The sequence below is a fragment of the Nocardia sp. NPDC004654 genome, from assembly GCF_040609595.1.
In the GTDB taxonomy this organism is placed as follows: Bacteria; Actinomycetota; Actinomycetes; order Mycobacteriales; family Mycobacteriaceae; genus Nocardia.
Window position 1 is genome coordinate 465,204 of record NZ_JBEXKI010000008.1, and the last position, 22,895, is coordinate 488,098.

19 protein-coding genes are annotated in these 22,895 nt (G+C 65.7%); 11 read left to right on the forward strand and 8 right to left on the reverse strand.

Annotation, left to right across the window (positions count from 1 at the left end):
- Nucleotides 1–48: 48 nt before the first annotated feature.
- Nucleotides 49–3,807, reverse strand: a complete 3,759-nt coding sequence (locus ABZV58_RS27515) for an ATP-dependent RecD-like DNA helicase (protein ID WP_355003057.1) — start codon at nt 3,805–3,807, stop codon at nt 49–51.
- 749 nt (nt 3,808–4,556) lie between these two features.
- Between ABZV58_RS27515 and ABZV58_RS27520 the strand changes: the two genes are divergently transcribed.
- The 3 genes from ABZV58_RS27520 to ABZV58_RS27530 all read left to right on the forward strand — a co-directional run bounded on the left by ABZV58_RS27520 (nt 4,557) and on the right by ABZV58_RS27530 (nt 6,013).
- Nucleotides 4,557–5,033 carry a DUF1772 domain-containing protein gene (locus tag ABZV58_RS27520; RefSeq protein ID WP_355003058.1) on the forward strand — a complete coding sequence of 159 codons (477 nt, stop codon included), beginning with the start codon at nt 4,557–4,559 and terminating at the stop codon, nt 5,031–5,033.
- Nucleotides 5,034–5,077: 44 nt separating this feature from the next.
- Entirely contained in the window at nt 5,078–5,476 is a 399-nt protein-coding gene (locus ABZV58_RS27525) for a PPOX class F420-dependent oxidoreductase (protein ID WP_355003059.1), read from the forward strand.
- A gap of 219 nt (nt 5,477–5,695) precedes the next feature.
- A complete protein-coding gene (locus ABZV58_RS27530) occupies nt 5,696–6,013 on the forward strand; it encodes a hypothetical protein (RefSeq protein ID WP_355003060.1) in 318 nt (105 codons plus the stop codon).
- Nucleotides 6,014–6,491: 478 nt separating this feature from the next.
- Here the strand turns inward: ABZV58_RS27530 and ABZV58_RS27535 are convergent, their stop codons facing one another.
- From ABZV58_RS27535 to ABZV58_RS27550, 4 genes are all read right to left on the reverse strand, one after another.
- Complete coding sequence (locus tag ABZV58_RS27535; RefSeq protein WP_355003061.1) at nt 6,492–7,115, reverse strand: GFA family protein; 624 nt, start codon at nt 7,113–7,115, stop codon at nt 6,492–6,494.
- A 28-nt stretch (nt 7,116–7,143) separates the two neighbouring features.
- Nucleotides 7,144–8,505: a phosphatase PAP2 family protein gene (locus tag ABZV58_RS27540; protein ID WP_355003062.1), complete on the reverse strand. Its 1,362-nt coding sequence runs from the start codon at nt 8,503–8,505 to the stop codon at nt 7,144–7,146.
- A 432-nt stretch (nt 8,506–8,937) separates the two neighbouring features.
- Entirely contained in the window at nt 8,938–10,254 is a 1,317-nt protein-coding gene (locus ABZV58_RS27545) for a M20/M25/M40 family metallo-hydrolase (RefSeq protein WP_355003063.1), read from the reverse strand.
- On the reverse strand, nt 10,251–11,999 hold the full coding sequence (locus ABZV58_RS27550) for an amidohydrolase family protein (protein ID WP_355003064.1): 1,749 nt from the start codon (nt 11,997–11,999) through the stop codon (nt 10,251–10,253). The genes ABZV58_RS27545 and ABZV58_RS27550 overlap by 4 nt, the downstream gene beginning before the upstream one ends.
- Nucleotides 12,000–12,105: 106 nt before the next feature.
- On the opposite strand from ABZV58_RS27550, the gene ABZV58_RS27555 reads away from it, so the two are divergent.
- A complete protein-coding gene (locus tag ABZV58_RS27555) occupies nt 12,106–12,729 on the forward strand; it encodes a TetR family transcriptional regulator (protein ID WP_355003065.1) in 624 nt (207 codons plus the stop codon).
- A gap of 41 nt (nt 12,730–12,770) precedes the next feature.
- A complete protein-coding gene (locus ABZV58_RS27560; RefSeq protein ID WP_355003066.1) occupies nt 12,771–12,944 on the forward strand; it encodes a hypothetical protein in 174 nt (57 codons plus the stop codon).
- Nucleotides 12,945–13,005: 61 nt separating this feature from the next.
- Here the strand turns inward: ABZV58_RS27560 and ABZV58_RS27565 are convergent, their stop codons facing one another.
- Entirely contained in the window at nt 13,006–13,770 is a 765-nt protein-coding gene (locus ABZV58_RS27565) for an alpha/beta hydrolase (protein WP_355003067.1), read from the reverse strand.
- 256 nt (nt 13,771–14,026) lie between these two features.
- Between ABZV58_RS27565 and ABZV58_RS27570 the strand changes: the two genes are divergently transcribed.
- From ABZV58_RS27570 to eutC, 6 genes are all read left to right on the forward strand, one after another.
- Nucleotides 14,027–15,334 (forward strand): transcriptional regulator, encoded by a 1,308-nt coding sequence (locus ABZV58_RS27570; protein WP_355003068.1) that lies wholly within the window; start codon nt 14,027–14,029, stop codon nt 15,332–15,334.
- A 91-nt stretch (nt 15,335–15,425) separates the two neighbouring features.
- Nucleotides 15,426–16,949, forward strand: coding sequence for an aldehyde dehydrogenase (adh, locus tag ABZV58_RS27575; RefSeq protein ID WP_355003069.1), 1,524 nt, complete (start codon nt 15,426–15,428; stop codon nt 16,947–16,949).
- A gap of 53 nt (nt 16,950–17,002) precedes the next feature.
- Nucleotides 17,003–17,506, forward strand: a complete 504-nt coding sequence (locus ABZV58_RS27580) for a DUF779 domain-containing protein (RefSeq protein ID WP_355003070.1) — start codon at nt 17,003–17,005, stop codon at nt 17,504–17,506.
- Nucleotides 17,507–17,531: 25 nt separating this feature from the next.
- Nucleotides 17,532–18,965: an ethanolamine permease gene (gene eat / locus ABZV58_RS27585; protein ID WP_355003071.1), complete on the forward strand. Its 1,434-nt coding sequence runs from the start codon at nt 17,532–17,534 to the stop codon at nt 18,963–18,965.
- Nucleotides 18,962–20,374, forward strand: coding sequence for an ethanolamine ammonia-lyase subunit EutB (locus ABZV58_RS27590; protein ID WP_355003072.1), 1,413 nt, complete (start codon nt 18,962–18,964; stop codon nt 20,372–20,374). Before eat ends, ABZV58_RS27590 begins: the two co-directional genes overlap by 4 nt.
- A complete protein-coding gene (gene eutC / locus ABZV58_RS27595) occupies nt 20,371–21,162 on the forward strand; it encodes an ethanolamine ammonia-lyase subunit EutC (protein ID WP_355003073.1) in 792 nt (263 codons plus the stop codon). Before ABZV58_RS27590 ends, eutC begins: the two co-directional genes overlap by 4 nt.
- 126 nt (nt 21,163–21,288) lie before the next feature.
- On the opposite strand, the gene ABZV58_RS27600 is transcribed toward eutC, so the two are convergent.
- Together ABZV58_RS27600 and ABZV58_RS27605 are read right to left on the reverse strand one after the other, a co-directional pair.
- The gene (locus tag ABZV58_RS27600) at nt 21,289–22,329 is read right to left on the reverse strand and encodes an aldo/keto reductase (RefSeq protein WP_355003074.1); all 1,041 of its coding nucleotides are present in this window, start codon (nt 22,327–22,329) and stop codon (nt 21,289–21,291) included.
- A 77-nt stretch (nt 22,330–22,406) separates the two neighbouring features.
- Nucleotides 22,407–22,874, reverse strand: coding sequence for a VOC family protein (locus ABZV58_RS27605; RefSeq protein ID WP_355003075.1), 468 nt, complete (start codon nt 22,872–22,874; stop codon nt 22,407–22,409).
- Nucleotides 22,875–22,895: the final 21 nt, after the last annotated feature.

Sequence of the window (22,895 nt, forward strand, 5' to 3'; positions counted from 1 at the left end):
GCCTACGGGGACCAGCGGCAAATCTCGGGCTGTCTTTTGCGTACCAACTCACTTCCGCCGCGGGACAGCCTTTTTGGCAACCCTGTGCGCCCGGCCGCCCGCCACCGGCGCGGGCTCGGCGGCTGGGGTCACACCCAGCACCTCCGCGGCCTTGGCCAACCACGCTCGTGCATCTGCGCCCTGCCGATCATCGGTCCACATCACAGTGCCGTTCGGACCACCGCCCTGTTCGTGCGGGAAGATGCCGTTCTCGGCGTACCACTCCTTCTTGAGCTCCCATTTCCGGGCGTAGTCGGGCAGATCGAGCATCCCCGCGTGCTCCCAGTACACGGGACGACCATGCCCCGTCGAGATCGTGAAGTCCGGGTGGACAACTCGTCCGTCGGACCCGGTAAGCGGTTCTTCGTATAGCCAGCGGCCGGGTGCCAGTCGATCGAGCAGTCCGGCGATGATTACCTCGTTCTTCGAGGCCATGGCGATTCCGTTCGCGGACACGTGCATCAACTTGCGGTCGAAACGCCGGGCTTCGCCACGGACCTCCAAGTCGATTGGTTGCGGCGGCTGGAACAGGTCGGTCAGCCGCCGCGCGGTTTCCGATCGCCACGGGTGGGACAGGTCGCGCAGGTCGGCCAGGGTGCCCTCGTGGAGGATGACGACCCTGTCCTGCTGACGGGTCAGCGCGGTATACATCAGTTCGCGCGAGACTCTCGCACGCGCGGGAAGCATCAAGAAGGTCGTCTTGAATTCCGATCCCTGTGATTTGTGCACCGTGACAGCCCACGCCAGTTCGAGCAGCGGGTCATCGGAATCACTTGGCCAATAGGAATATTCGAAACCCAGCTGCGAAGAGAACTCCACCTTCAGTGAGAGCTTCCTCTTCGGCGTCTTGTTCGCCGGTGTCACATAACCGATTCCGACACCGATCTCCCCGTTTGCGACATAGTTCATCGCCCCGTCCTTGGGCCATGCCCGCAGCCGTTTGTTACTGGTCTGCATGACCTTGTCGCCCCGGACGATCATCTCCGGGCCGATTGGAAATGGGATGTTACTGCGAGCCTGACGCTGGGCCCACGCTGTGTCACCCGCTCGGAAAGTCCGCTTGATGTGACGGTTGAGCTCGACCGTGCCGAACGCCCTTGACCGCGTAGGCGACAGAATCTGCCAGTCTTCCGCGTGCTCGCCCGCTCCCTTGTTCCAGTTCAGATAGTTGCCGTTGACGACACCGCCATAGGTCCGTGCGAAGGCACGCTCGATATCCTCGGCACCGTCCAAATCCAGATGTCGGTTGAGTTCGTCGGTAAGTACCTGGATCGCAGAGCGGTCCCCCCATTGCACGTAACGCACCGTCGGCAGGTCGGCATCCGCCGCCAGTTCGGCCCAGATATCCTCGTCGCCGGCGCCCCTAGTGTTGTCGCCGAACCAGGCGGCCAGTTCCAGATCGTGGCGCCGACCGTGACTGCCGTCGGCGAGCTGACGACGTGGAATCTGCAGCTCCACATACCCTGGCGACACACGGACCCACGTGCTGAACTCGATGGGACGCAGTGTGTTCACCAGGTCGACGAACGGCCGCCCCGCACCGATCGGCGGCAATTGGCGTGGGTCACCGACTAGGATCAACCGCCCGACATCTCCCAACGCATCCAGCGTCGCCGCCAACATCTCCTCGGTGAGCATGGATGCCTCGTCGATGATCACCACCGCGTAATTGCGACGTGGCCGGTCCTGCCCCCACAGCACGTAGCGTCCGGTGTCTCCCTCGTACCTGTCGGTCGCGGCCAAGAACGACGCCAAGGTCTTGGCGGGTAGTCCGACCTTTGTTTCGAGCTGCACCTTGGCTTTTCCGGTGGGTGCAAGGAGCAGAACCCGATCGGTCGGCAAGTCCACCTGATCGACAAGCGCACGCAACAATGTCGTTTTGCCGGTTCCAGCGGGCCCGATCAGCACCGACAAGGCCGCATCGTGCAGCGCGGACAAGCCTGCGGCCTTCTCTTCGCGGGCACGGTCTTCGAGTTCGTCCACGTGGTCGGAGACGGCGCGGTCGGCTCGAAGCGAACGATCCAAAACACTTCGGGCGGAGGAAATCCCGCCGAGCGTCGGACGACTCTGCTGTTGCGATATCCAGTCCCGGATCACCTCGGAGGACGTCTCGTAGCGTTCCAGTTTGTAGGCCGGTGCGCCGTCGGCAAGATCGACGCCACGAATAGGAGACCATTCCGGCCAGTCCGCCATACCGTCCTGATCGAGGTCGAGACCTGCGAGCATTTTCGCGGACAGATTCGGTGGCTGTGCCAGTGGCACTTGATTCGCCAGCTCGACCGCCTCGCCCCGAGGGACAATCGTGTCACCGCCGCGGCCCCGACGTTCGAGCACATCGGTGATCAACGCTTCGATGCGTCGGCGGTCCAGGTGCTCGCGCAGATCGACCTCCGCCGGAATCGAGGGACGCCAGCTGACGTGAGTCGGCGGGAAGAGGGCACGATCGACGGTGGCGAACCCGACATGGTCGGGCTGGCCATAGGTGCAGGTCGCGGCGAAGTACGGATTCGTCAGCAGGTCCGCACATTCCATCTCGACCTCGGTTTCTGCCTCGAGCAACATGCGAGTCTGCGCCGGGGATATGTCCATTCCCGACAGCAACCGCAAAACCGCACGCTCCGTATCCGGCAGTTTGTTCCAGATGCGAGCTTGGATTGCACCGATGTGCGGCCGGACTGAATCCGGAGCACCGGCCGGTGCGGCGAGCACAGCGTCCAACAGCTCCCAAGGGTCCTGTTCATCGTCGCATTCGGCAAGTAGTGCTCGCGCCGCGACGTACGGTTGCTGAACTCCCACAATCCCCAGCACACCGGGAAGCCCCGGCACTGGACCGCGTAACTGCCACAACCGCTCGACCTGCTGCTTTAACCAATCGGTTCCGGAATCGGGCACCAGGACACCGAGCTGCCGCATTCCTTGTGCCGCGGCTTGTAATGAGGTCAATGCTTCGATCGCCGCGTCGTCGGAAAGATGTTCGGTGACATAGGAAAATTCGGTCGCTCGTCCTTCCGGCGCCCACGCGAGCGCCACATCGATATCCACACCAGCATCCAGCAGCGGAATCAGTTGCTGATAGGGCAGTAGGAGTCCGTCTCGCATGTCAGGACGTAGCGAGTGCTCGACGATCGTCTCCCACATCACCGAACTGAACGGCGGCGTGCCCGACTGATTCCACAGGGGCGGTGGCGTGACGCGCGTTACGCGCGCCGCGCCCACCAGCAGCCGGTCACCGCGTTCTTCCTGCAGCGGTGAATGCTTGAGATAGACGAAAACCAGCGAATCGTTCACGACTACCGGCTCGAAGAACGCCTCCATCACCGCACGCTGGTTGTTGCCGTCCATAATCCACGGCGGCTGGTACGACAGCGCTACGTCAGCGGCGTCTTCCGCCTCTTGGGCGAACCCAGGGACACGTTCGTGCCCGATCTCATCACAGAGCGACTGCCTGTTCAGCCATCGGAACGGGACCGCTTCGAAAGCATAGCCGGGCAGGGCCACAGTGGAATCTTCAAGGCACAGAGCGGAATTGTGCCGGTAGGGATGCTGCTTGACCACCGAGTACCCGAGGGGCGACATGAACATCCCGCGCTCACTCAGGCATGGCAACCTACCGTGTTCGATGCTGTCGATCCCGGACCCGGCATGCTCGACCTCATACATGTCGTCGCGGTTCTTTCCGATCCCGGTCAGCAGCGTGCAGGACGAATTACCCAGTGGGTCGTCACAGACGAACTGATCCCACGCCCGATCTCGCCACGGCACCCTCATCGACAGATGCTGAATCCTCGCCACCTGGGAGGTCTACCACGGGTCGCCGACAAGGTGCAGCGCTTTCGGCAGGTCGGCACTGCCGACTTCCATTATCCACCGTGGACTGTCAGCACGGCCTCAGCGAAATCGAGTTTCAGCATGTCAGCAGTAGCTCGGCGGGTCGGGCGAAGTCGCGGGAGTGTCGGATCAACGGCGGATCCGACCGGATGTCGACGTCGTAGTCGAGGAAGCGTTGGAACTGTTGAGCATCGAATACTCCAGCGCGCCAACGCATTCCTGAGCAACATTGCCGATCGCGATAGTCGCGTTCCCCGAACGACCAGCATGTGGCAGATGAGCGCGTTTCTTCGGGGGCCTCGGGTGCGTGGCAGCATGCCGCCGCGTGAGCTGCGGCGGCATCACTGTGCGGCAGGTCAGCTCACCGACATCGACGCGAGAGTTGCCAGGCGCCGTCGATCGCCGACTCCGACGCGTCAGACTGCCCGCAACTCGGGTCGACGAGGCCGGGGCCGCGATGAGCCCCAGCACCCCGAGCGGAACCAACCGAAGATCTGCCAGCGTTCGGTGACCACCGGCTTGGCGAGTGAGAGCGCTGGCTCGGGCGGAATGCCCTGTGCGGCTTGCCGATTCGAGCACGCACCCCGATAACGTTCTGAAATCTAGCAACGCTAGACAGATGTGCGAACGAGTGCTACCGTTGCTCTCAATTCTAGCGTCGCTAGAACACAAGGTAGAGGGAAGCCGAAATGCTCACTGTCACCGGCCAGATCATTGCCGCGGTCGCCGTTCTCGCCAATGCCGTCGTCTACGGCACCGATGTCTGCGGGGCTGTGATCACCCGGTCCGTATACCGCAAGCTCGATGATGCGACCGTGACCATCAGTGCGGGATGGGGTCACTATTACGGCGACAAACGCATGCCGATTGTCGGTGCGGGCGGTGTGGTCACCGCGGTGCTCACACTGCTCATCGCGCTGTTGGCCGGGCAGATCGGCGCCGCTGTCGCGGCGGGGACCACGGTGGCGGCACTGCTCACCTGGCTCGCCTTCTACGTCCGCATCGCCAAGCCGATCAACTCCCAGCAGACCGCCGCTGCGCAGAGCGGCATCATTCCGGCCAATGCCCGTGCACTGCAGGACAAGTGGGACAGCATTCTGAAGTACCGGGTCACCCTGCAGTTCATCGCCATTGCCGGACTGTGCGCCGCGCTGATCCTGTTCTGATCTCAGAGCACACCTGATATCGAATTCACCGAGGAGTAATCGACATGACCTTCACCATCAACGAACGGCAGTTCCTCGCCGAGGCCGGGATCGGTCGGCTGGCCACGGTGTCGCCCGACGGCGTCGTGCAGAACAATCCGACCAGCTATCGGGTGAACGCCGACGGCACGATCGACATCGGGGGCATGCGGATGCGTGCCAGTCGGAAGTACCGCAACGTCGAAGCGGGCAGCCGGGTGTCGTTCGTCGTCGACCAACAGGTTTCCTTGGAGCCCTATGTGATTCGCGGCATCGAGGTACGCGGCACGGCCGAGACGCTCGATGACGAGGAGCCACCGTTTCAACACCAGGAACGCGCGGTCATCCGAATTCACCCCGAACGGGTCATTTCCTGGGGCATCGACGGCGGGTCCTTCGACTTCACCAGTCGCGGCGCCGAGTAATCAGACATTTTGGGCGATCCCGCAAGTGGTGAGGCATCGGCCTTCGAACCCACGGCAAAAATAGAATTCCACTTGGTCGCTTTGAAACCAGCGCCATCAGCGACCGCTCTTGTTGTCGGACAACGTCAATGCCGGGCCAGAACGCCTGACCAACAGTCCCAGCAACGATGTCGTCCCTCTCTGCTACGGTCTCGCTTCGTACACCTGCGAGAGGAAATCATGATCAAGTCTTCGTCCGTCGCCGCCGCTCTCGCCATCGCTGCGGGCGCGCTGATCGCCCTGCCCGCCGCGCCCGCGCATGCCCAGTCCCCGAGCTGTGCCAAAGCCATCGAGCTGATCAACATCGCCATCGACACCACCGGCGGCAGCATGGACGAGGCGACCGCGACCGCGCTGTCCGGCAGGCTGAGCGGCCTGGCCGAGACAGCGCAGGGCGCCGAACGGGATGCTATCGCCGCCTACGCAGGCGCCCTCATCGATGACGGGGTCGCCGACCTCACTCCCTTCACCGACGAGCTCAACCGCGCCTGCGCCTGACCGCGCACAGCGGCTGAACGGTGGATCCCCTGTCGGTAGTGGCATCGCCGAGGAATCGGCAGGGGATTCGTGCAGGTGTTTCAGGTTGTGCGGCGGGCGAGGACGTGCTGCGGGTTAACGTGTGCTCGGACCGCGGAGACCACGAATAATCGACATTTCTCTCACCTCAACGGGGCCCGCCCGCAGCCGTCGGGACCTTCGATGATCGCGTGGTCGCGGTAGACGATGCTGGCCGCCCAGCGCTCCGGTGCCCGGGCTGGTTGGCAGTTTCCACGTGGTCACGCTTGGGCGAGATCGAAGGGATCGATCTGACGTTGTCCTTCCTGCGGCAAGAACACTCGAGACAGAGCGATCGACGCGACTGATACCAGCCGGGCCCGTCATGATCACCGTGGCGCGGACCGCCCAGCAGGGATAGAAGAGTGAACCAACACCCTTGCGGGACAGCCCAGATGGGTTGTCCCGCAACGGCGACACTTCACCTCAGCGGCGCCATCCACGGGACTGCGTTGTGCGCAAAGCTCTGCTTGACCGGCACCAGGTCGGCATGATTATCCAAGGCTGTAATCGTGACACCCACCAAGCCGGCTTCATCCCCCTTGGACGCGACCGAGGAACCGCACTTCGGACAAAACCCGCGGCAGATCTGCGGGAAGGTCTCGAACCAGGTCGGTTCCCCACCCGGACCGGTCCACGCGAATCCTTCCTCCGGGAAGGACACCCACGACATCACCGGGGCGCCTGAAAGCCTCTGGCAGTGCTCGCACGAGCACAGGTGAGGGAAGTCCGGGTCGCCAGTCGCGGAGAACCGGATATTGCCACAGAGACAGCCGCCGTTCACATCGCTCCTTCTTGCTGGACACCATTGCCGTTTCATCAAATGCCGCGCGTTGTTGCTCAACAACACCCGACGCTCGGCAAGGTCTTCGCCGCCGTCTACTCGATTTTCTCCGGTGGCGACCACCCGCACCTGCGCCGACAGCTTATTCGGAACGTCGACAACGGTTTCGCCGTGTAGACCAGCCGGTGCGCGAGCGGACGACACCGTTGCAGCCCTCGATCGCCACACGCGGTCGGGGAATTGTCTTACTGCGGTGACCATCTCGCCGTAGCTGGCGTGATCGGTGTTCTCATCGACGCTCGAGTTCGACCTCCTCGGTCTCGCGCACAACGACTTCTGGAACTTCAGGAGCGAACCAGGTTCGGTAGAACACGACAGACAGTGCGGTGAGACTGCCGAGGATCGCTATGCCGAAGGGGACCGGGTAGGTCGCCATCGGCATCGCGAGGTACCGGATGCACAGCAGCACTCCCGCGAACGTGGCGATTCCCATCGCCACCACCCGCACGCGCGGACGGTCCCAGCCTCGGTCGGGGTCGCGCAGGGCGGACTCGATCGTCAGGCACAGCGCGGCGCCCGCCACGAGGTCGATGCCGTAGTGCGCACCCAGGCCCAGCGTCGCGATGAGAGTGCACACCAGCCAGAAAGCACCGCCCCAGCGCAACCAGCCCGGCCCGCGTCGGGAGTGGATGAACAGCGCGAGTGCCCACGCCGTATGCAGCGACGGCATACAGTTGCGGGGTGTGATGCCGTCGAAGGGCATCGATTCGACCGACGCGGGAAGCGCCGGAACGACATTCGGCCAGACGTCGGCGATTTCCATGCCGTTCCCCTGCGGTCCGAATGCGAGCACAGGCCCCACCACCGGGAAGATCACGTAAAAGATCGGGCCGATGAGACCGAGTACCAAGAACGTGCGCACCAAATGGTGCCGCGGCCACGAACCCGTGGTCACGCCGCGCAACTGCCAGACGGCGACGACGATGGCCGCCACCGGAAGCTCGAAGTACACCCAGCGCACCACCCCGATCGGTACCGGCCCGGCCAGGTCGAGCGCATGCCCAACGACCCAGGCCGGATTGCCGAGCGCTCGATCGGCCAGCTCCACATACGGGTCGAGGACCTGCGGACAGGACCAGGCCGTGATGTCCAACCAGATTTCGCCGACCTTCGTCGCGAGGATGAGCAGCGCTCCGAGCGCGATCGTGTGCAGTGCTGTCCGCCGTCGCACACCGCTCCACCGTAGGGCGGCGATCACCGCCAGCGCCGTCAGCACGATGGTCGGTCCGTTGCCGACGGTGAACGGCCGACCGTCGAATGTCCGAACCGCCACGAAGATCAGATCGATGGCGACCGCGGCGGCGAGGGCGCTCACCCGCACCCGGACGGTGACACCGATCAGTGCCAGTAGGAAGCCCGCCCACGGTGTCGTCGCCGACTTTGGTGTCCCGGTGTAGTCGCGAAAGAGGCTGGTCAGTGGACCGAGAGCGTGGATGTGAACGGCGATTAGCTGACCCGCGACAAGTACCAGCACCGCGGCGGCAATGCCGCCCCACACCACGAACGGCCGAAATCGACGCTCCTGGAGCCGCTCAACTCCCACTTGCTCCGGGGGTGAGGTCGAACTGCCGTGCGCGTCGTGAACAATCATTCGGACATCGTAAATACGCCGTGAACACGACTTGACGGGGCACTGAACGCAGACCGACACCGGCGATCGAGTGCGAACCTCACGCGCGCCTGCCGAAGCACATCACCGCACGTCCCGGGGCCGGGGACGCGTGATCGGATCCCGCGTGCCCCCGTGAACCGACCGAGGGTGACCTTTGATCGCGGTGGGCCGACCGACGGTGACCTTCGGTCGGATTGCATGTCCGACCTTTGTGGACGCGGCACTACTTCGAACTCACCCCAATGCCGGAAATGCGCTGCATTCTGGCCCGAGCGGGCGAGCGGGCTTTACTGCCGTCGCTGCGGTGTCGACTGTTGGTCGCTCTCCCCCGCACCAAGGGTTCCCGTGCGAGACCCGCCGCTTGCTCGAGCCGCGGCCAGCAGGCCGCGGCAGTCCAGGCCGGTCCGCCGGTCATTCCGCGCCACACCATTCGATAGCGGCGACCGCGTATGTGCGTGCGGCACATATCAATTCGTCGATCGCGCACCGCTCGTCGACGGAATGAGCCATAGTGAGGGCACCTGGACCCAGTCCGACGGCCGGGATTCCCGCGGCGGTGAACCAGGTGAGATCGGTCGCCGAGGGGAACGGCTGTACATCGGGTGCACCGGCGAACGGGGTGTCGAGGGTGGCCCGCTCCCGCGCGAGGCACACCATCCGGGTGAACGGATGGTCCCGGTCGGTTCGCCCGCCCGGATAGTGCATGGGCCAGTCGATGCGCGGCGGATTGGCTCGCAGCCACGGGTCCCGCTTCGCGATATCGGTCACGGTCTGCACGATCTCGGACTGGATCTCCGACAGCTGCGCCGCCGGCGGGTAGAAGATCGCGTAGTCGAGGGTGGTCTCGTCGGGAATGAAGGCGACATTGCGGCTGCCGCGCGCCCCGCCGTCGATCACGTCGAGACCTATAGTGAATTGGCCTTTTTCGAACAGCGGATCGACCCGTCCCTCGACCCATTCGTCCTCCAACCGGCGCAACGCGTCGTGGATCCGCAGTGCCGCATCGATCGCGCTGGCGGCGACGGGGTCGTCGGTGGGCTCGGCACGCATCCGCGCACGCATGGCCGCGTGCGCCGAACGCCCGGTCACGCTGATGCGCATGATCAGCACGCCGGGAGTGGCGGGCATGACGGTCAACGGGGAGAGCGCGCCGGTGGGCTCGGCGATGATCGCCCCTTCGGCGGTGAAGCCCCGCTCCAAGACGGCGGAGGTCCCCATGTGATGTTCGAGGTTCTCTTCCCCCGCGACGCCTTGCAGGACGAGGTCACCGCGCAGCCGCACCCCCGCCTGCCGTAAGGCCTTGGCGGCGAACGCTTGTGCGATCAGTCCGCCCTTCATGTCCACTGAGCCACGGCCCCACACGTGGGTGCCGTCGACGTAGGCGGTGAACGGCGGGTGTGTCCACTGCGCGGGGTCATCGGCGGGAACGACGTCGACATGACCGTTGAAGATCAGCGACCGTCCGCCACCGCTGCCCCGCAGCACCCCGACGACATTGTCCCGACCCGGCGCTTCGCCGAACAGCTCGGTCTCCGCGCCCGCCTCCCGGTATAGCCCGGCCAGCAGCCCAGCGACCTCCGATTCGCCACCGACCAGGTCGTCGTAGTCCTGGTCCGGATAGGTGGGGTTCACGCTGCGGATGGCGATGGCGTCGGCGAGCGCGGCTACCAATTCGTCACGCAGGCCGTCGATCCGGTCGAGCACCCGGCTCGTCGCTTCGGCGTTCACGACCGAACCTCCTCGGTCTCCGCGGCGGACGGCGAGGCGAGTTCGCCGCGGTCGTGGACGATCGAGCCGCCCAGATATGTGCGCAGCACTCTGGTGTCGGGAAGGTCCACGATCGGACAGGTCAGCGGATCGCGGTCCACGATCACCACATCGGCGTGACTTCCCGGTGCGAGCGAACCGATCTCGGGCCGGCCGAGCACCTTCGCCGCGCCCGTGGTCCACATGCGCAACGCTTCGAGTCGGGAGAGTTTCTGGTCGGGTCCGTCGTTGCGGTGGCCGCTGCCCGCGAACCGGTGGGTCTGCGCGAGTTCGATCTGCTCCCACGGGTTCTTCGGGCCCCAGTCGGACCCGCCGCCGAGGTCGAGACCGATCTCGGTGAGCCGGTGCAGCGGTTCCAGGTCCCGCCAGACGTGCTCGCCCATCCGCTCGCCGTACATCGCGCCCTTGCCCCACGCGAATCCCGCGCTGGTGGTGACCTGGAAGCCGAGATCCGCATAGCGGCGAGCCTGTCGAGGGGTGATCGTCATGGCATGCTGCAGAATCCAGCGCTTGTCGCGGAAATCGTGTTCACGCACAACGCGTTCCGCGATGTCCAGGAAGTCGTCGTGCTCACGGAACGCGCCGAGGCACAGGTTCGCGCGAATTCCATTGGCGGCGCAGAACCTTGCGAATTCCTCTTCCTTTTCCAGCGACAGGAACCGCACGCCGCGCGTGCGACGGCCGAAAGGATCGAGGTACGAATCGTAGGTGGCGAAGTATCCCGAGAAGCACGGTCCACCCGGACTCAAGGTGAGCCCGTCGACCCGCAGCATGTCGTCACCGTCATCCGATGCCTCCGCGGCGAGCCGACGCAACCGGTCGGCGAACTCGGCGTAGGGAAGCGGGTCGAACGGGTAGAAGATGACCGACTCGGCATCCAGTGTCGCCATCACGCGCAGGGTCAACGCGTCGGTCGCGCGCAGATGCCGGTACAGCGCAATGTGTTCCGGTTCCATGGCGTGCCCCTCGTACACGCTCGTCACACCCTGCGCCGAGTACCGCGCCATCTCCGCCGTCGTACCGGCGACGGCGTCCGCCATGCTCGGACGCGGCAGCTTGGTCAGAATCTGTCCCCAGAACGGGTCGTAGGTGTAGTAATTCGTCACCGGTCCACGCAGAATCCCGGTCAGCTCCCCGGCCTCGTTCTTGTCGATCTCGACATCGCAGACACGGTCGGGGACGAACGCGGTCAGCCCGACCGCACGCAGACCAGATGTGTTGAACGCCACCACATTCGGCATGCGCGGCGCCCACGCCTGGATCAGCACCGGATGAGCCTCGGTGGCCGCATCGAGAGTCCACCGATCCGGCAGCCGCCGCTCGAGCAGATCCCGCTCCGAGCGGCGAATGAAGTAGTGGGGTTCGCCGACCGGCGTGCACATGATCCACTGCCCCGGTGGCGTATGCGCGGCCCGGGCCCGGATCCGCGCCACGATGTCCGCGTGATCGACGGCATCGGTCAAATCGACGAGCCCGCCCGCCAGCATCCCGAAGTGCATGACGTGCGGATGGGTATCGATCAGGCCCGGCAGCACCACACCGCCCTCGGCGTCGACATGCCTGGCATCCGGACCGGCCGCCGCGAGCATGTCGTCCCGGTCCCCCGCCGCCAGCACGCGTCCGCCGGATAGCACCAGCGCCTCCGCTTCGGGTGTGTCCGAGGCGAGCGTCAGCACCCGCCCGCCGGTGATGATCGTGTTGGTCATCGTTGTCCTCCACTAACGACCGTTGTGTCCTGTGCGCACACCGTACCTCAGGTTTTCTCCAAATGGAGAAGTTTTTGAGTTTCTGGACGCCGGTACGATGAGCGCCATGACGACACCCGTGCGCGAGCCGCGGATGGCCCGGGGAGCCGCCCGCCGCGAGGCCCTGCTGGAGGCCGCGATCCGGCTACTGGCCCGCGAAGGCGCACGCGCCGTGACCCACCGGGCCGTGGCGGCGGAGGCGGGAACGACACACGGAATCGCCCGGTACTACTTCGGCACCCTCGACCAGTTGCTCGACGAAGCGTTGCGGCAATTGGCCGCCCGGCAAGTCGAGGAGGTGCGCACACTGTTCGATCAGCTGCCGGATGTTGCTGTCCCGCAACGTATTACGCGGCTCGCCCAGTACGTCACCGGCACTCTGGCCAGCGACCGCGAGTCCGGCATCGCTCGCTACGAGTTCTTCCTCGAAGTCGCGCGCCGCCCCCACCTGCGGGCCAGCCTCGACGAATGGGGAGCCACGCAACGAGCGGCCTTCGCCGCCGAACTCCGCGGCGCCGGATCACCGAACCCCGAAGCCGACGCCGCGGACCTGCTCACCCTCGTCAACGGCCTGGTCCTCGAGCAACTCGCGCTGCCCGTCGACGACTTCGAGACCACCCGCCTGCACCCGGCCATCGCCCGGTTCTTCCCCGAGCCGTCACAGCCGAATTCGATTCCGGTCAGCCGGTGAGCGCGTCGAGCAGGATCCTGGGACTGGGAGGAGTTTGTAAGTTGGTGATCCAGCGGAGGAGTCGACAAGAGAAGAAGGCGCTCAACTATCTGCGAGACCGCTGCTGCGACCGCGAGATCATCACCGCCGCCAACAAGCACGTCCATCTCGAATCTGCCGAGCAAGCCGGGTTCGAATTGCGGGCGAGGAAATCGAAGTGGTCGGCGACTGGATGAAGGAGGCGGCCCGGCACTCCTCTGAACGTACTGCAATCGTTCGACAAAGGGTCGGCTCGGATCACGCTCGGCGAATCGGCTGCCACGTCCGCGGCGGCTCGGAGGTGAGGAATGCGCCGACCAGGCGGTAAACCTCTGCGGGCTTCTCCACGACCAACAGGTGCGAAGCGCCGGGCACGACAGCGAGCTCGGAGTTCGGGATCGCGCGGTAGAGCGCGATGGTGTGTTCGAGGCTCATCGCATCGTCGTCCGCGACGATGACGAGGGTGCGGCTCGCGATGACCGACAGGTCCTCGACCGTCAGATTCGGCTCCGCGCGCGCCATGCGCTGCAGCTTCTCGGCGATGACACCGAAGTGGGCTTCGCCGTCCGGCGAGACCTCGCCGTACCGGGCGGCGAGACGCTGCAGCGGCTCTTCGTCCGCGAAGCTGTCGAGCACGCCAGGTAGCAGGCCGTCGCGATGGAAATTTCCGCTGATCGACACCAGTTTTCCCACCAGATCGGGGCGCTGAATCGCCACCAGCAGTGCGACGATGGCGCCGTCGCTGTAGCCGACCAGGTGCGCGGATCCGCCGACGACTGTGTCCAGGAAGGCAATGGTGTCCTGCGCCATCAGCTCGTAGGAGATCGGGCCTTCGACATCCGGCGTTCGCCCGTGGCCGCGCCGGTCCATCCGGTACACGTGGAAGTGCTCGGCCAGACCTGCCACGGCCGGATCGAACGAGCGTGAGTCCACGAACCCGCCGTGCAGCAGCAGCACCGGCTCACCGGCACCGATCTCGTCGTACCAGGTCCGAATCGCACCGAGCTGAACGTAATTCGCCATCGCTAGATGATGCCTGAGTATCGGCGGATTCCATGGGTCGTCGTATCTGGGCCCGGCGGGGAGCCGCCCACGCGGCCGGTGTCGGGTCCGGTGACGCAGTCGATTTCGTCCACGCCTACGCCGTGGCGGTCGCGGCGGGCCGGTCCCGCCCCGACATCGCCGACGCCTGGCTCAACAGCCGATCTTCCTCACCCTTGCATGAGACGACATGTGACCGGCGTTACAGTAGTTGCCGAGCAAACACGAAGGAACCCGATTGAGCACAGCAGCGCACGCCAACCCCTGGGTCGCCGTTCGACCGGATGACGATGTCACACAGTTGGCGCGGAGGATATCGTCCGCGCACCACTCCTTTCTCGAAGGTGTCGACCGCCTGCCGACGCTGCGCCCCGACGGCGACTCGGTGCGCCCGGTGGTCCTCGATTCTTGGCGGCGCAGCCGCAGCAACGGCGTCAACCCGGACGGCTTCGGCGATGCGGTGGATCTCGACGGTCTGGAACTGCAGCGGTACCGGGCCGGACATCCGACGGCGCTGATCCGTCCGGTGGTCCGGAAATTGCTGGTCGAAGACGCCGCCGAGGCCGGACTGCTCGTCGCGATCAGCGATGCCCAGGGACGTTTGCTCTGGATCGAGGGCGATTCGAAGGCCAAGGACCGGGCCCTGGCGATGAACTTCGTCGAGGGCGCGGACTGGAGCGAGGACCGGGTCGGCACCAACGCGCCGGGCACCGCACTCGCCCTCGATCACCACGTGCAGATCTTCGGAGCCGAACACTTCAGCCGCGTGGTGCACGACTGGAGCTGCTCCGCCGCCCCCGTACACGATCCGCTCAGCGGCCGGATCATCGGCGCCATCGACATCACCGGCGGTCCACGAGTCGCCGCGATGGAGGCGTTGTCACTGATCCGGGCGACGGTGCTGGCCGCGGAGTCCGAGCTGCGACTACACCTGCTCAACTCGCCCGAACCACTCGATCCCACGACCCCGCGTCTACAGGTGCTCGGCTCGAACCGACCGACCCTGACCCGCGACGGCGAGCGAATCCGGCTGTCGCAGCGACATGCCGAGATCCTGCTGCTGCTGGCCGACCACCCGGAGGGCCTGAGCGCCGACCACCTCGCCATGCTGCTCGACGAATCCGAGCTGGATCCGGTGACGATACGAGCAGAGCTGTCCAGGGTTCGAAAGATGTTGGGCGCCAACGGCCTTGGCTCCCGCCCGTACCGACTGCTGATGGACCTCGACACCGATGTGGACGAGGTTCGCCGCGCGCTCGCCCGCGGCGACACGGCGGCGGCGTTGCGCGCCTATCCGGGTCCGATCCTGCCGCGTTCGCTCGCACCCGGCATCGATGAACTCCGCGCCGAGTTGCGCGGCCGCCTGCGCGCCGCACTGCTGAGGGCGGGCGACCGTCGGCTGCTCGCCCGCTGGACCAGTTCGGTCGACGGGCGCGAAGACATCGCGGCATGGACCGCGTACCTCGCCTCCCTCGACCGGCAGTCTTCGATGTATGCCCAGGTCGAAACGCAGCTGAGCCTTCTCGATCGGAAACTGGGCATCTGACCAGTTACTTGCAACTGTCGTGCAACATGAACGCTCCTAGTGTTCCGGATCACACCCGATGCAGAAATGTCAGCAGAACGAGGAGCATTCGATGACCGTCTTCGCCCGCCCCGGAACACCCGATGCAGCGATGTCGTTCCAGGCCCGATACGACAACTGGATCGGCGGCGAATGGGTGGCGCCCGTCAAGGGCCAGTACTTCGAAAATCCGACACCGATCACGGGTCAGCCGTTCTGTGAGGTCGCGCGCGGCACCGCGGAGGACATCGAACTCGCCCTCGACGCCGCCCACGCCGCCGCGCCGGCCTGGGGCAAGACCTCGGTCGCCGAGCGCGCCGTCATCCTCAACAAGATCGCGGACCGCATGGAGGAGCACCTCGACGCGATCGCCCTCGCGGAGACCTGGGACAACGGCAAGCCGATCCGCGAGACACTGGCCGCCGACATCCCGCTCGCGATCGACCACTTCCGCTACTTCGCCGGCGCCATCCGCGCCCAGGAGGGCTCGCTGTCGGAGATCAATGCCGATACCGTCGCCTACCACTTCCATGAGCCGCTCGGCGTGGTCGGCCAGATCATTCCGTGGAACTTCCCGATTCTGATGGCCACCTGGAAGCTCGCGCCCGCCCTTGCCGCCGGCAATGCCGTCGTTCTCAAGCCCGCCGAACAGACCCCCGCTTCGATCCTGTTCCTGATCAGCCTCATCGGCGATCTGCTGCCGCCCGGTGTGGTCAATATCGTCAACGGCTTCGGCGTCGAGGCGGGCAAGCCGCTCGCGTCGAGCCCGCGGATCAGGAAGATCGCGTTCACCGGCGAGACCACCACCGGCCGCCTGATCATGCAGTACGCCTCCCAGAACCTGATTCCGGTCACCCTGGAACTCGGCGGCAAGAGCCCCAACATCTTCTTCTCCGATGTACTCGCCGCGAATGACGACTACCAGGACAAGGCGCTCGAAGGCTTCACCATGTTCGCGCTCAATCAGGGCGAGGTCTGCACCTGCCCATCGCGCGCGCTGATCCAGGCCGATATCTACGACGACTTCCTGGCCGCGGCCGTGGTGCGCACCAAGGCCGTGCGGCAGGGCGACCCGCTCGATACCGAGACCATGATCGGCGCGCAGGCCAGCAACGACCAGCTCGAGAAGATCCTGTCCTACATCGAGATCGGCAAGGGTGAGGGCGCCACGCTGCTCACCGGTGGTGAGCGTGCCGACCTCGGCGGCGACCTGTCCGGCGGCTACTACGTGCAGCCGACGGTCTTCGCGGGGAACAACGCCATGCGGATCTTCCAGGAGGAGATCTTCGGACCCGTCGTCTCGGTGACCTCGTTCGCGGACTACGACGACGCCATCAAGATCGCCAACGACACTCTCTACGGACTCGGCGCGGGCGTGTGGTCGCGCGACGGCGCGGTGGCCTACCGGGCCGGCCGTGACATTCAGGCCGGGCGGGTGTGGACCAACACCTACCACCAGTACCCCGCGCACGCCGCGTTCGGCGGCTACAAGCAGTCCGGGATCGGCCGCGAGAACCACCACATGATGCTCGACCACTACCAGCAGACGAAGAACCTGCTGGTCGGCTACGCGTCGAAGGCGCAAGGCTTCTTCTGATGGTCGACGCCACCCCGGCGCTCCCCCGGCGAGTGCGTGCTACCACGGCGGCGATGGATCTGCTCCGTCGCCTCCGTGGTCTGCACGGGCCGCTGATGCTGCACCAGTCCGGCGGCTGTTGTGACGGTTCGGCCCCGATGTGTTACCCCGCGGGCGAATTCGTGATCGGTGATCACGATGTGCTGCTCGGACTGCTCGACCTGCGGTTGCGGGTCGGTGAGCAACCCGCATCCGCTCCCGGGCCGGGAGATATCGCGCCGGTGTGGATCTCGGGTCCGCAGTTCGCCGCGTGGCAGCACACCCAGCTCGTACTCGACGTCGTGCCCGGACGCGGCTCCGGCTTCAGTCTGGAATCGCCTGAGGGGTGTCGATTCCTCAGTCGCGGAAGGGTTTTCGACGATGCCGAACTCACGGCGCTGGCCACTGCCGAGGCCGTGACCGGCGAAGGCTGGGCGCGCGGCGAGCGTCCCGCCGCTTCCACCGAACCGCAGGTCGTCGCCGAGGCGGCCGATGCCTGCCCTGTCCCCGGTCGCGGGACATCTCAGAACTCTATGTGATTCATTCAGCTAGAAGGAGGTCGCGATGGCGATCCCCACCGACAAGTCCGCACACGAGGACTTCCACAACGAGGACAGTGCGTACCTCGCGAAGCGAACCCTGAAGTCGGGGTCCGCGGGGTGGCTACTCCTCGCCGGTCTCGGCGTCAGCTATGTGATCTCCGGTGACTACGCCGGGTGGAACAACGGCTTGGCGCAGGGTGGTTTCGGCGGATTGCTCATCGCCACCGTAGTGATCGCGGGAATGTACCTCGCGATGGTGCTCGGCATGGCCGAGATGTCCTCAGCGCTGCCCGCGGCGGGTGGTGGCTATACCTTCGCCCGGCGCGCACTCGGCCCCTGGGGCGGATTCGCGACCGGCGCGGCCGTTCTCATCGAGTACGCCATTGCCCCCGCCGCCATCGCGACGTTCATCGGCGCATACGTCGAATCGCTGAATCTGTTCGGCATCACCGACGGCTGGTGGGTCTATCTGGCCGTCTACGCGCTGTTCATCGGCATTCATCTCACCGGGGCCGGCGAAGCGCTCAAGGCGATGTTCGTCATCACCGTCATCGCGTTGGTCGGGTTGGTCGTCTTCGCTGTTTCGGCGTGGGATTCGTTCGACGCCGGAAAGCTGACCGATATCCCGGCCGACCCCGCGGCCGTGGGCAGTTCGTCGTTCCTGCCGTTCGGGTACTTCGGGATCTGGGCCGCGGTGCCGTTCGCGATCTGGTTCTTCCTCGCGGTGGAAGGCGTGCCGCTGGCCGCCGAAGAAGCGCGGGAACCGGAGAAGAACGTGCCCAAGGGGATCATCATCAGCATGCTGGTGCTGATCGTCACCGGCGCTGCGGTGCTGTTCCTGGGAACCGGTGCGCTCGGCGCCCAGGCGATTTCGACCTCCGGCAACCCGCTGGTCGAAGCGCTCGGTGATTCGAGCGCCGCCAAACTCGTCAACTACATCGGTCTGGCCGGATTGGTCGCGAGCTTCTTCTCGATCGTCTACGCCTACTCGCGGCAGACATTCGCCCTGTCTCGGGCCGGATACTTGCCGACGAGCCTGTCGGTCACCAACGCTCGCAAGGCGCCGATGCTCGCGCTGATCGTGCCGGGTGTCATCGGATTCGCACTCTCGCTGACCGGCGAGGGCGCGATGCTCCTGAATATGGCGGTCTTCGGCGCAGCCCTCAGCTACGTGCTCATGATGATCAGCCACATCGTGCTACGCGTCCGCGAGCCGCAGATGCCGAGGCCCTATCGCACTCCGGGCGGAATCCTCACCACGGCCTTCGCCCTCGTCATCGCCTGCGCCGCGGTCATCGCCACCTTCCTCGTCGACCGCACGGCCGCGACCTGGACCCTGGTCGCCTTCGCCGGGTTCATGGCGTACTTCGGCCTCTACAGCCGCCATCATCTGGTCGCCAACTCGCCCGACGAGGAATTCGCCGCCCTGGCCAAGGCGGAAGAGGAACTCGAATGACCGTCTACCACCAGCAGATCGGCGGCACCAACTACACCTTCGACGGCCTCGTCGAACTGATGGCCAAGGCGACGCCACGGCGCGGTGGCGACGAACTGGCCGGATGCGCGGCGGCCTCCGACGCCGAGCGGGCGGCCGCGCAGTGGGCGCTCGCCGAAGTACCGCTCGAATGGTTCCTCCGGGAACTGCTGGTGCCCTACGAGGACGACGAGGTCACCCGTCTGATCATCGATTCGCACGATCGCGTTGCCTTCCAAGCCATCTCGCATCTCACCGTCGGTGGGCTGCGGGACTGGCTGATGGAAACAGCGGCGCGCGACGATGCCGCCGCACAGCTGCGTGCGGTGTCGCCCGGGCTGACACCGGAAATGGTGGCGGCGGTCAGCAAGATCATGCGCAATCAGGATCTCATCGCGGTCGCACGTGCCGCCGTGGTGACCGCTGGCTTCCGCACGACGATCGGGCTGCCCGGACGCTTGGGCACCCGGCTGCAACCCAACCACCCCACCGACGACCCCCGCGGTATCGCCGCGGCGACCCTCGACGGGCTGCTGCTCGGCTGCGGCGACGCGGTGATCGGCATCAACCCGGCCACCGACTCACCACAGGCCACCGCGGATCTGCTGCACCTACTGGACGAGATCCGGCTGCGCTTCGATATCCCCACCCAGTCCTGTGTGCTCTCCCACGTCACCACCACCATCGGACTGATCGAGGCGGGCGTTCCGGTGGACCTGGTGTTCCAATCCATCGCGGGCACCGAGGGCGCCAATGCCGGGTTCGGCGTGAATATCTCACTGCTACGCGAGGGCAACGAAGCGGGCCGATCACTCGGGCGCGGCACCGTCGGCACCAATGTGATGTACCTGGAAACCGGTCAAGGCTCGGCGCTCTCGGCGGGCGCGCACCTGGGCACCGGCGGCAAACCGGTCGATCAGCAAACCCTGGAAGCCCGCGCCTACGCGGTAGCCCGCGACCTGGACCCGCTACTGGTCAACACCGTCGTCGGCTTCATCGGCCCCGAATACCTCTACGACGGCAAACAGATCATCCGCGCGGGCCTCGAAGACCACTTCTGCGGCAAACTACTCGGCCTGCCCATGGGCGTGGACGTCTGCTACACCAACCACGCCGAAGCCGACCAAGACGATATGGACACCCTGCTCACCCTCCTCGGAGCGGCCGGAGCCGCGTTCGTGATCGCAGTCCCCGGCGCCGACGACGTCATGCTCGGCTACCAGAGCCTCAGCTTCCACGACGCCCTCTACGCCCGCCGCGTCCTCGGCCTGCGCGCCGCACCGGAATTCGAGACATGGCTGCAAGGACTTGGCATGGCCGACGCGGCGGGCCGGATCCTGCCGGTGGAGATCACCTCCTCCCCGCTGCGCGAATTGACGGCAGCTCTATGAGCATCGACCGGAGAGCTCGAGTGCCAGAGGACTTCTGGAACAGCCTGCGCTCGAGTACCCAATCCAGGATCGGCCTCGGCCGCGCAGGCGACGCACTGCCCACCACGAGTGTGCTCGAATTCCGCGCCGCGCACGCCGCGGCTCGCGACGCGGTACACCTGCCACTCGACGTGTCGGCCTTGGCGACTCGCGTCGAAGCGGTCGGTCTCGGCACCCCCGTGACCGTTCGCAGCCGGGCCACCAGCCGACCCGAATATTTGCGCCGCCCCGACCTCGGCCGGCTCCCTGCCGACCTGACCGCCGTCCCCCGGACCGGGGCCGATCTCGGCTTCGTACTCGGCGACGGACTCTCCCCCCGCGCCCTCATGGACCACGGCGCACCCCTACTGGCCGCCCTCGCGACGGAACTCGCCGACACGTATTCCATTGCGCCACCGGTAATCGCCACCCAAGCCCGGGTAGCGCTGGGCGATCACATCGCCGCCGCACTGGGCGTCCAGACCCTGATCGTCCTCATCGGCGAACGCCCCGGACTCTCGGTGGCCGACAGCCTCGGCATCTACCTCACCCACCTACCGAAACCGGGGCGCACCGACGCCGACCGCAACTGCATCTCCAACATCCATCCGCCCGAAGGCCTCGGCTACCAGCAAGCGGCGAAGGTGGTGTCCAGCTTGATCTCCGGCGCACGGAGGCTGGGCAGATCCGGCGTGGACCTCAAGGACACCTCCCGCACCGACGAGCTGGTCGCCCATGCGGCGCTGACGATTCCGGGACCAACCGGATAGCGGGCTCCGAGCGCCGCATCCGCGCCGCCGGATTTCGCGCGACAAATCGCTGCGGGCATACGATTTCGGTGCACCACCTGCCGCGACTGCTCGCAGCGCATCCCACCGAAGACCCGCGCTGACCGATCACGCGGCGCCACGGTCTTCGGCAGTACGTCGGCGCAGGCTCGGCTGCTGGAGGTCTGGCGGTACATATGCCACATCGATCGGTCCGGTGTCGGTGCCGGGTGGCACGATTTCATCTATGCGGTCCAACAGGTCGTCGGCCAGGGGCGTGCCGGTTCCCGCGAGTAGGTCGTCCAACTGCTCGACAGTGCGCGGTCCGATGATCGCCGTGGTGACCGCAGGGTGGGCGATGACGAAACCGAGTGCGAGGTGAGTCAGCGGCAGTCCGCTCTGTTCAGCGAGGGGAATGAGCGCTTCGACAGCGTCGAGCTTTCGTTCGTCGCTCATGTGTTGTGGCACCCAGCGCATCAGGGCCGCCGATGCCCGCTCTCCGCCACTCTTGCGGTAGCGACCAGTGAGCAGTCCCATCGACAGCGGACTCCAGACCAAGGTCCCCAACCCATAGCGCTGACAGATCGGGAAGATCTCGCGCTCGGCACTTCGATCGAGGATCGAGTAGTGCGGCTGTTCGGTGCGGAATTTGGCCAGGCCACGACGTTCCGAAACCCATTGGCCTTCAACGATGCCCGAGGCCGGGAGGTTGGAGTGGCCGATGGCCCGAACCTTGCCTGCGCGCAGCAGATCGGTCAGCGCGCTCAGGGTTTCCTCGATGTCCGTGCCGGAGTCGGGATGGTGCATTTGGTAGAGGTCGATGTGGTCGACACCGAGCCGACGCAGTGACGCTTCGACGGCCGAGACGATCCACCGGCGGGAGTTGCCCCGATGGTTGGGGCCGGGGCCCATCGCACCGTTGAACTTGGTGGCGAGAACGACGTCGTCACGACGGCCGCGAAGTGCCTTCCCGACGATCTGTTCGGTCTCGCCGTCACCACCGCCGTAGACGTCGGCAGTATCGATGACGTTGATGCCGCTGTCGAGGGCCCGATGGACGATGCGTGCGCACTCGTCATGGTCGGGGTTGCCGAATCGCCCGAACTTCATCGTGCCCAATGCGTAGGGGCTCACCTGAATTCCGGTGCGGCCGAGGGGGCGAGTGCGCATGCGGTGTCTCCTGTGTGGTTGTTCGCGACCTGGACCTTCGGGGTGCGACCGGGTCTGGTCGCACCCCGAAGAGAGCGTTAGGCCGGGACGTATTCGGCTGCGACGTCGAGGATCCAGGTGACGCCGAAGCGATCACTGAGCATCCCGAAAGCGGGCGCCCATCGAGCTGGGCCGAATGCCTCGATGATCGTCGCGCCTTCGGCGAGGCGTTCCCACAGTGCGCCGACCTCCTCGAGGGTTTCGCCGCGCACCGAAAGGAAGAACCGTTCCTCGGTGATGGTGGTGCCGTTTTCGCGGCGGGTGGTGGGCGCAGCTGGCGTCGCGGGGGTGCCCTGGCCGGGCACGTCGTAGGCCATGACTCGGAACCCGTTGTCGGCGACGATCTGGCCGAACACCACTTTGGTGGCGTCGGGTAGTTCGGTCGGCATCCCGAAGTCTCCGTAGGTGGCGAGAGTGAGCTGGCCCCCGAACACCGACTGGTAGAACTCCAGGGCCGCGCGGGCCTGACCGCGGAAGTTCAGGTGGGCAACAGCGTTGAGCGTCATGGTGATTGGTGTCCCTTCGAG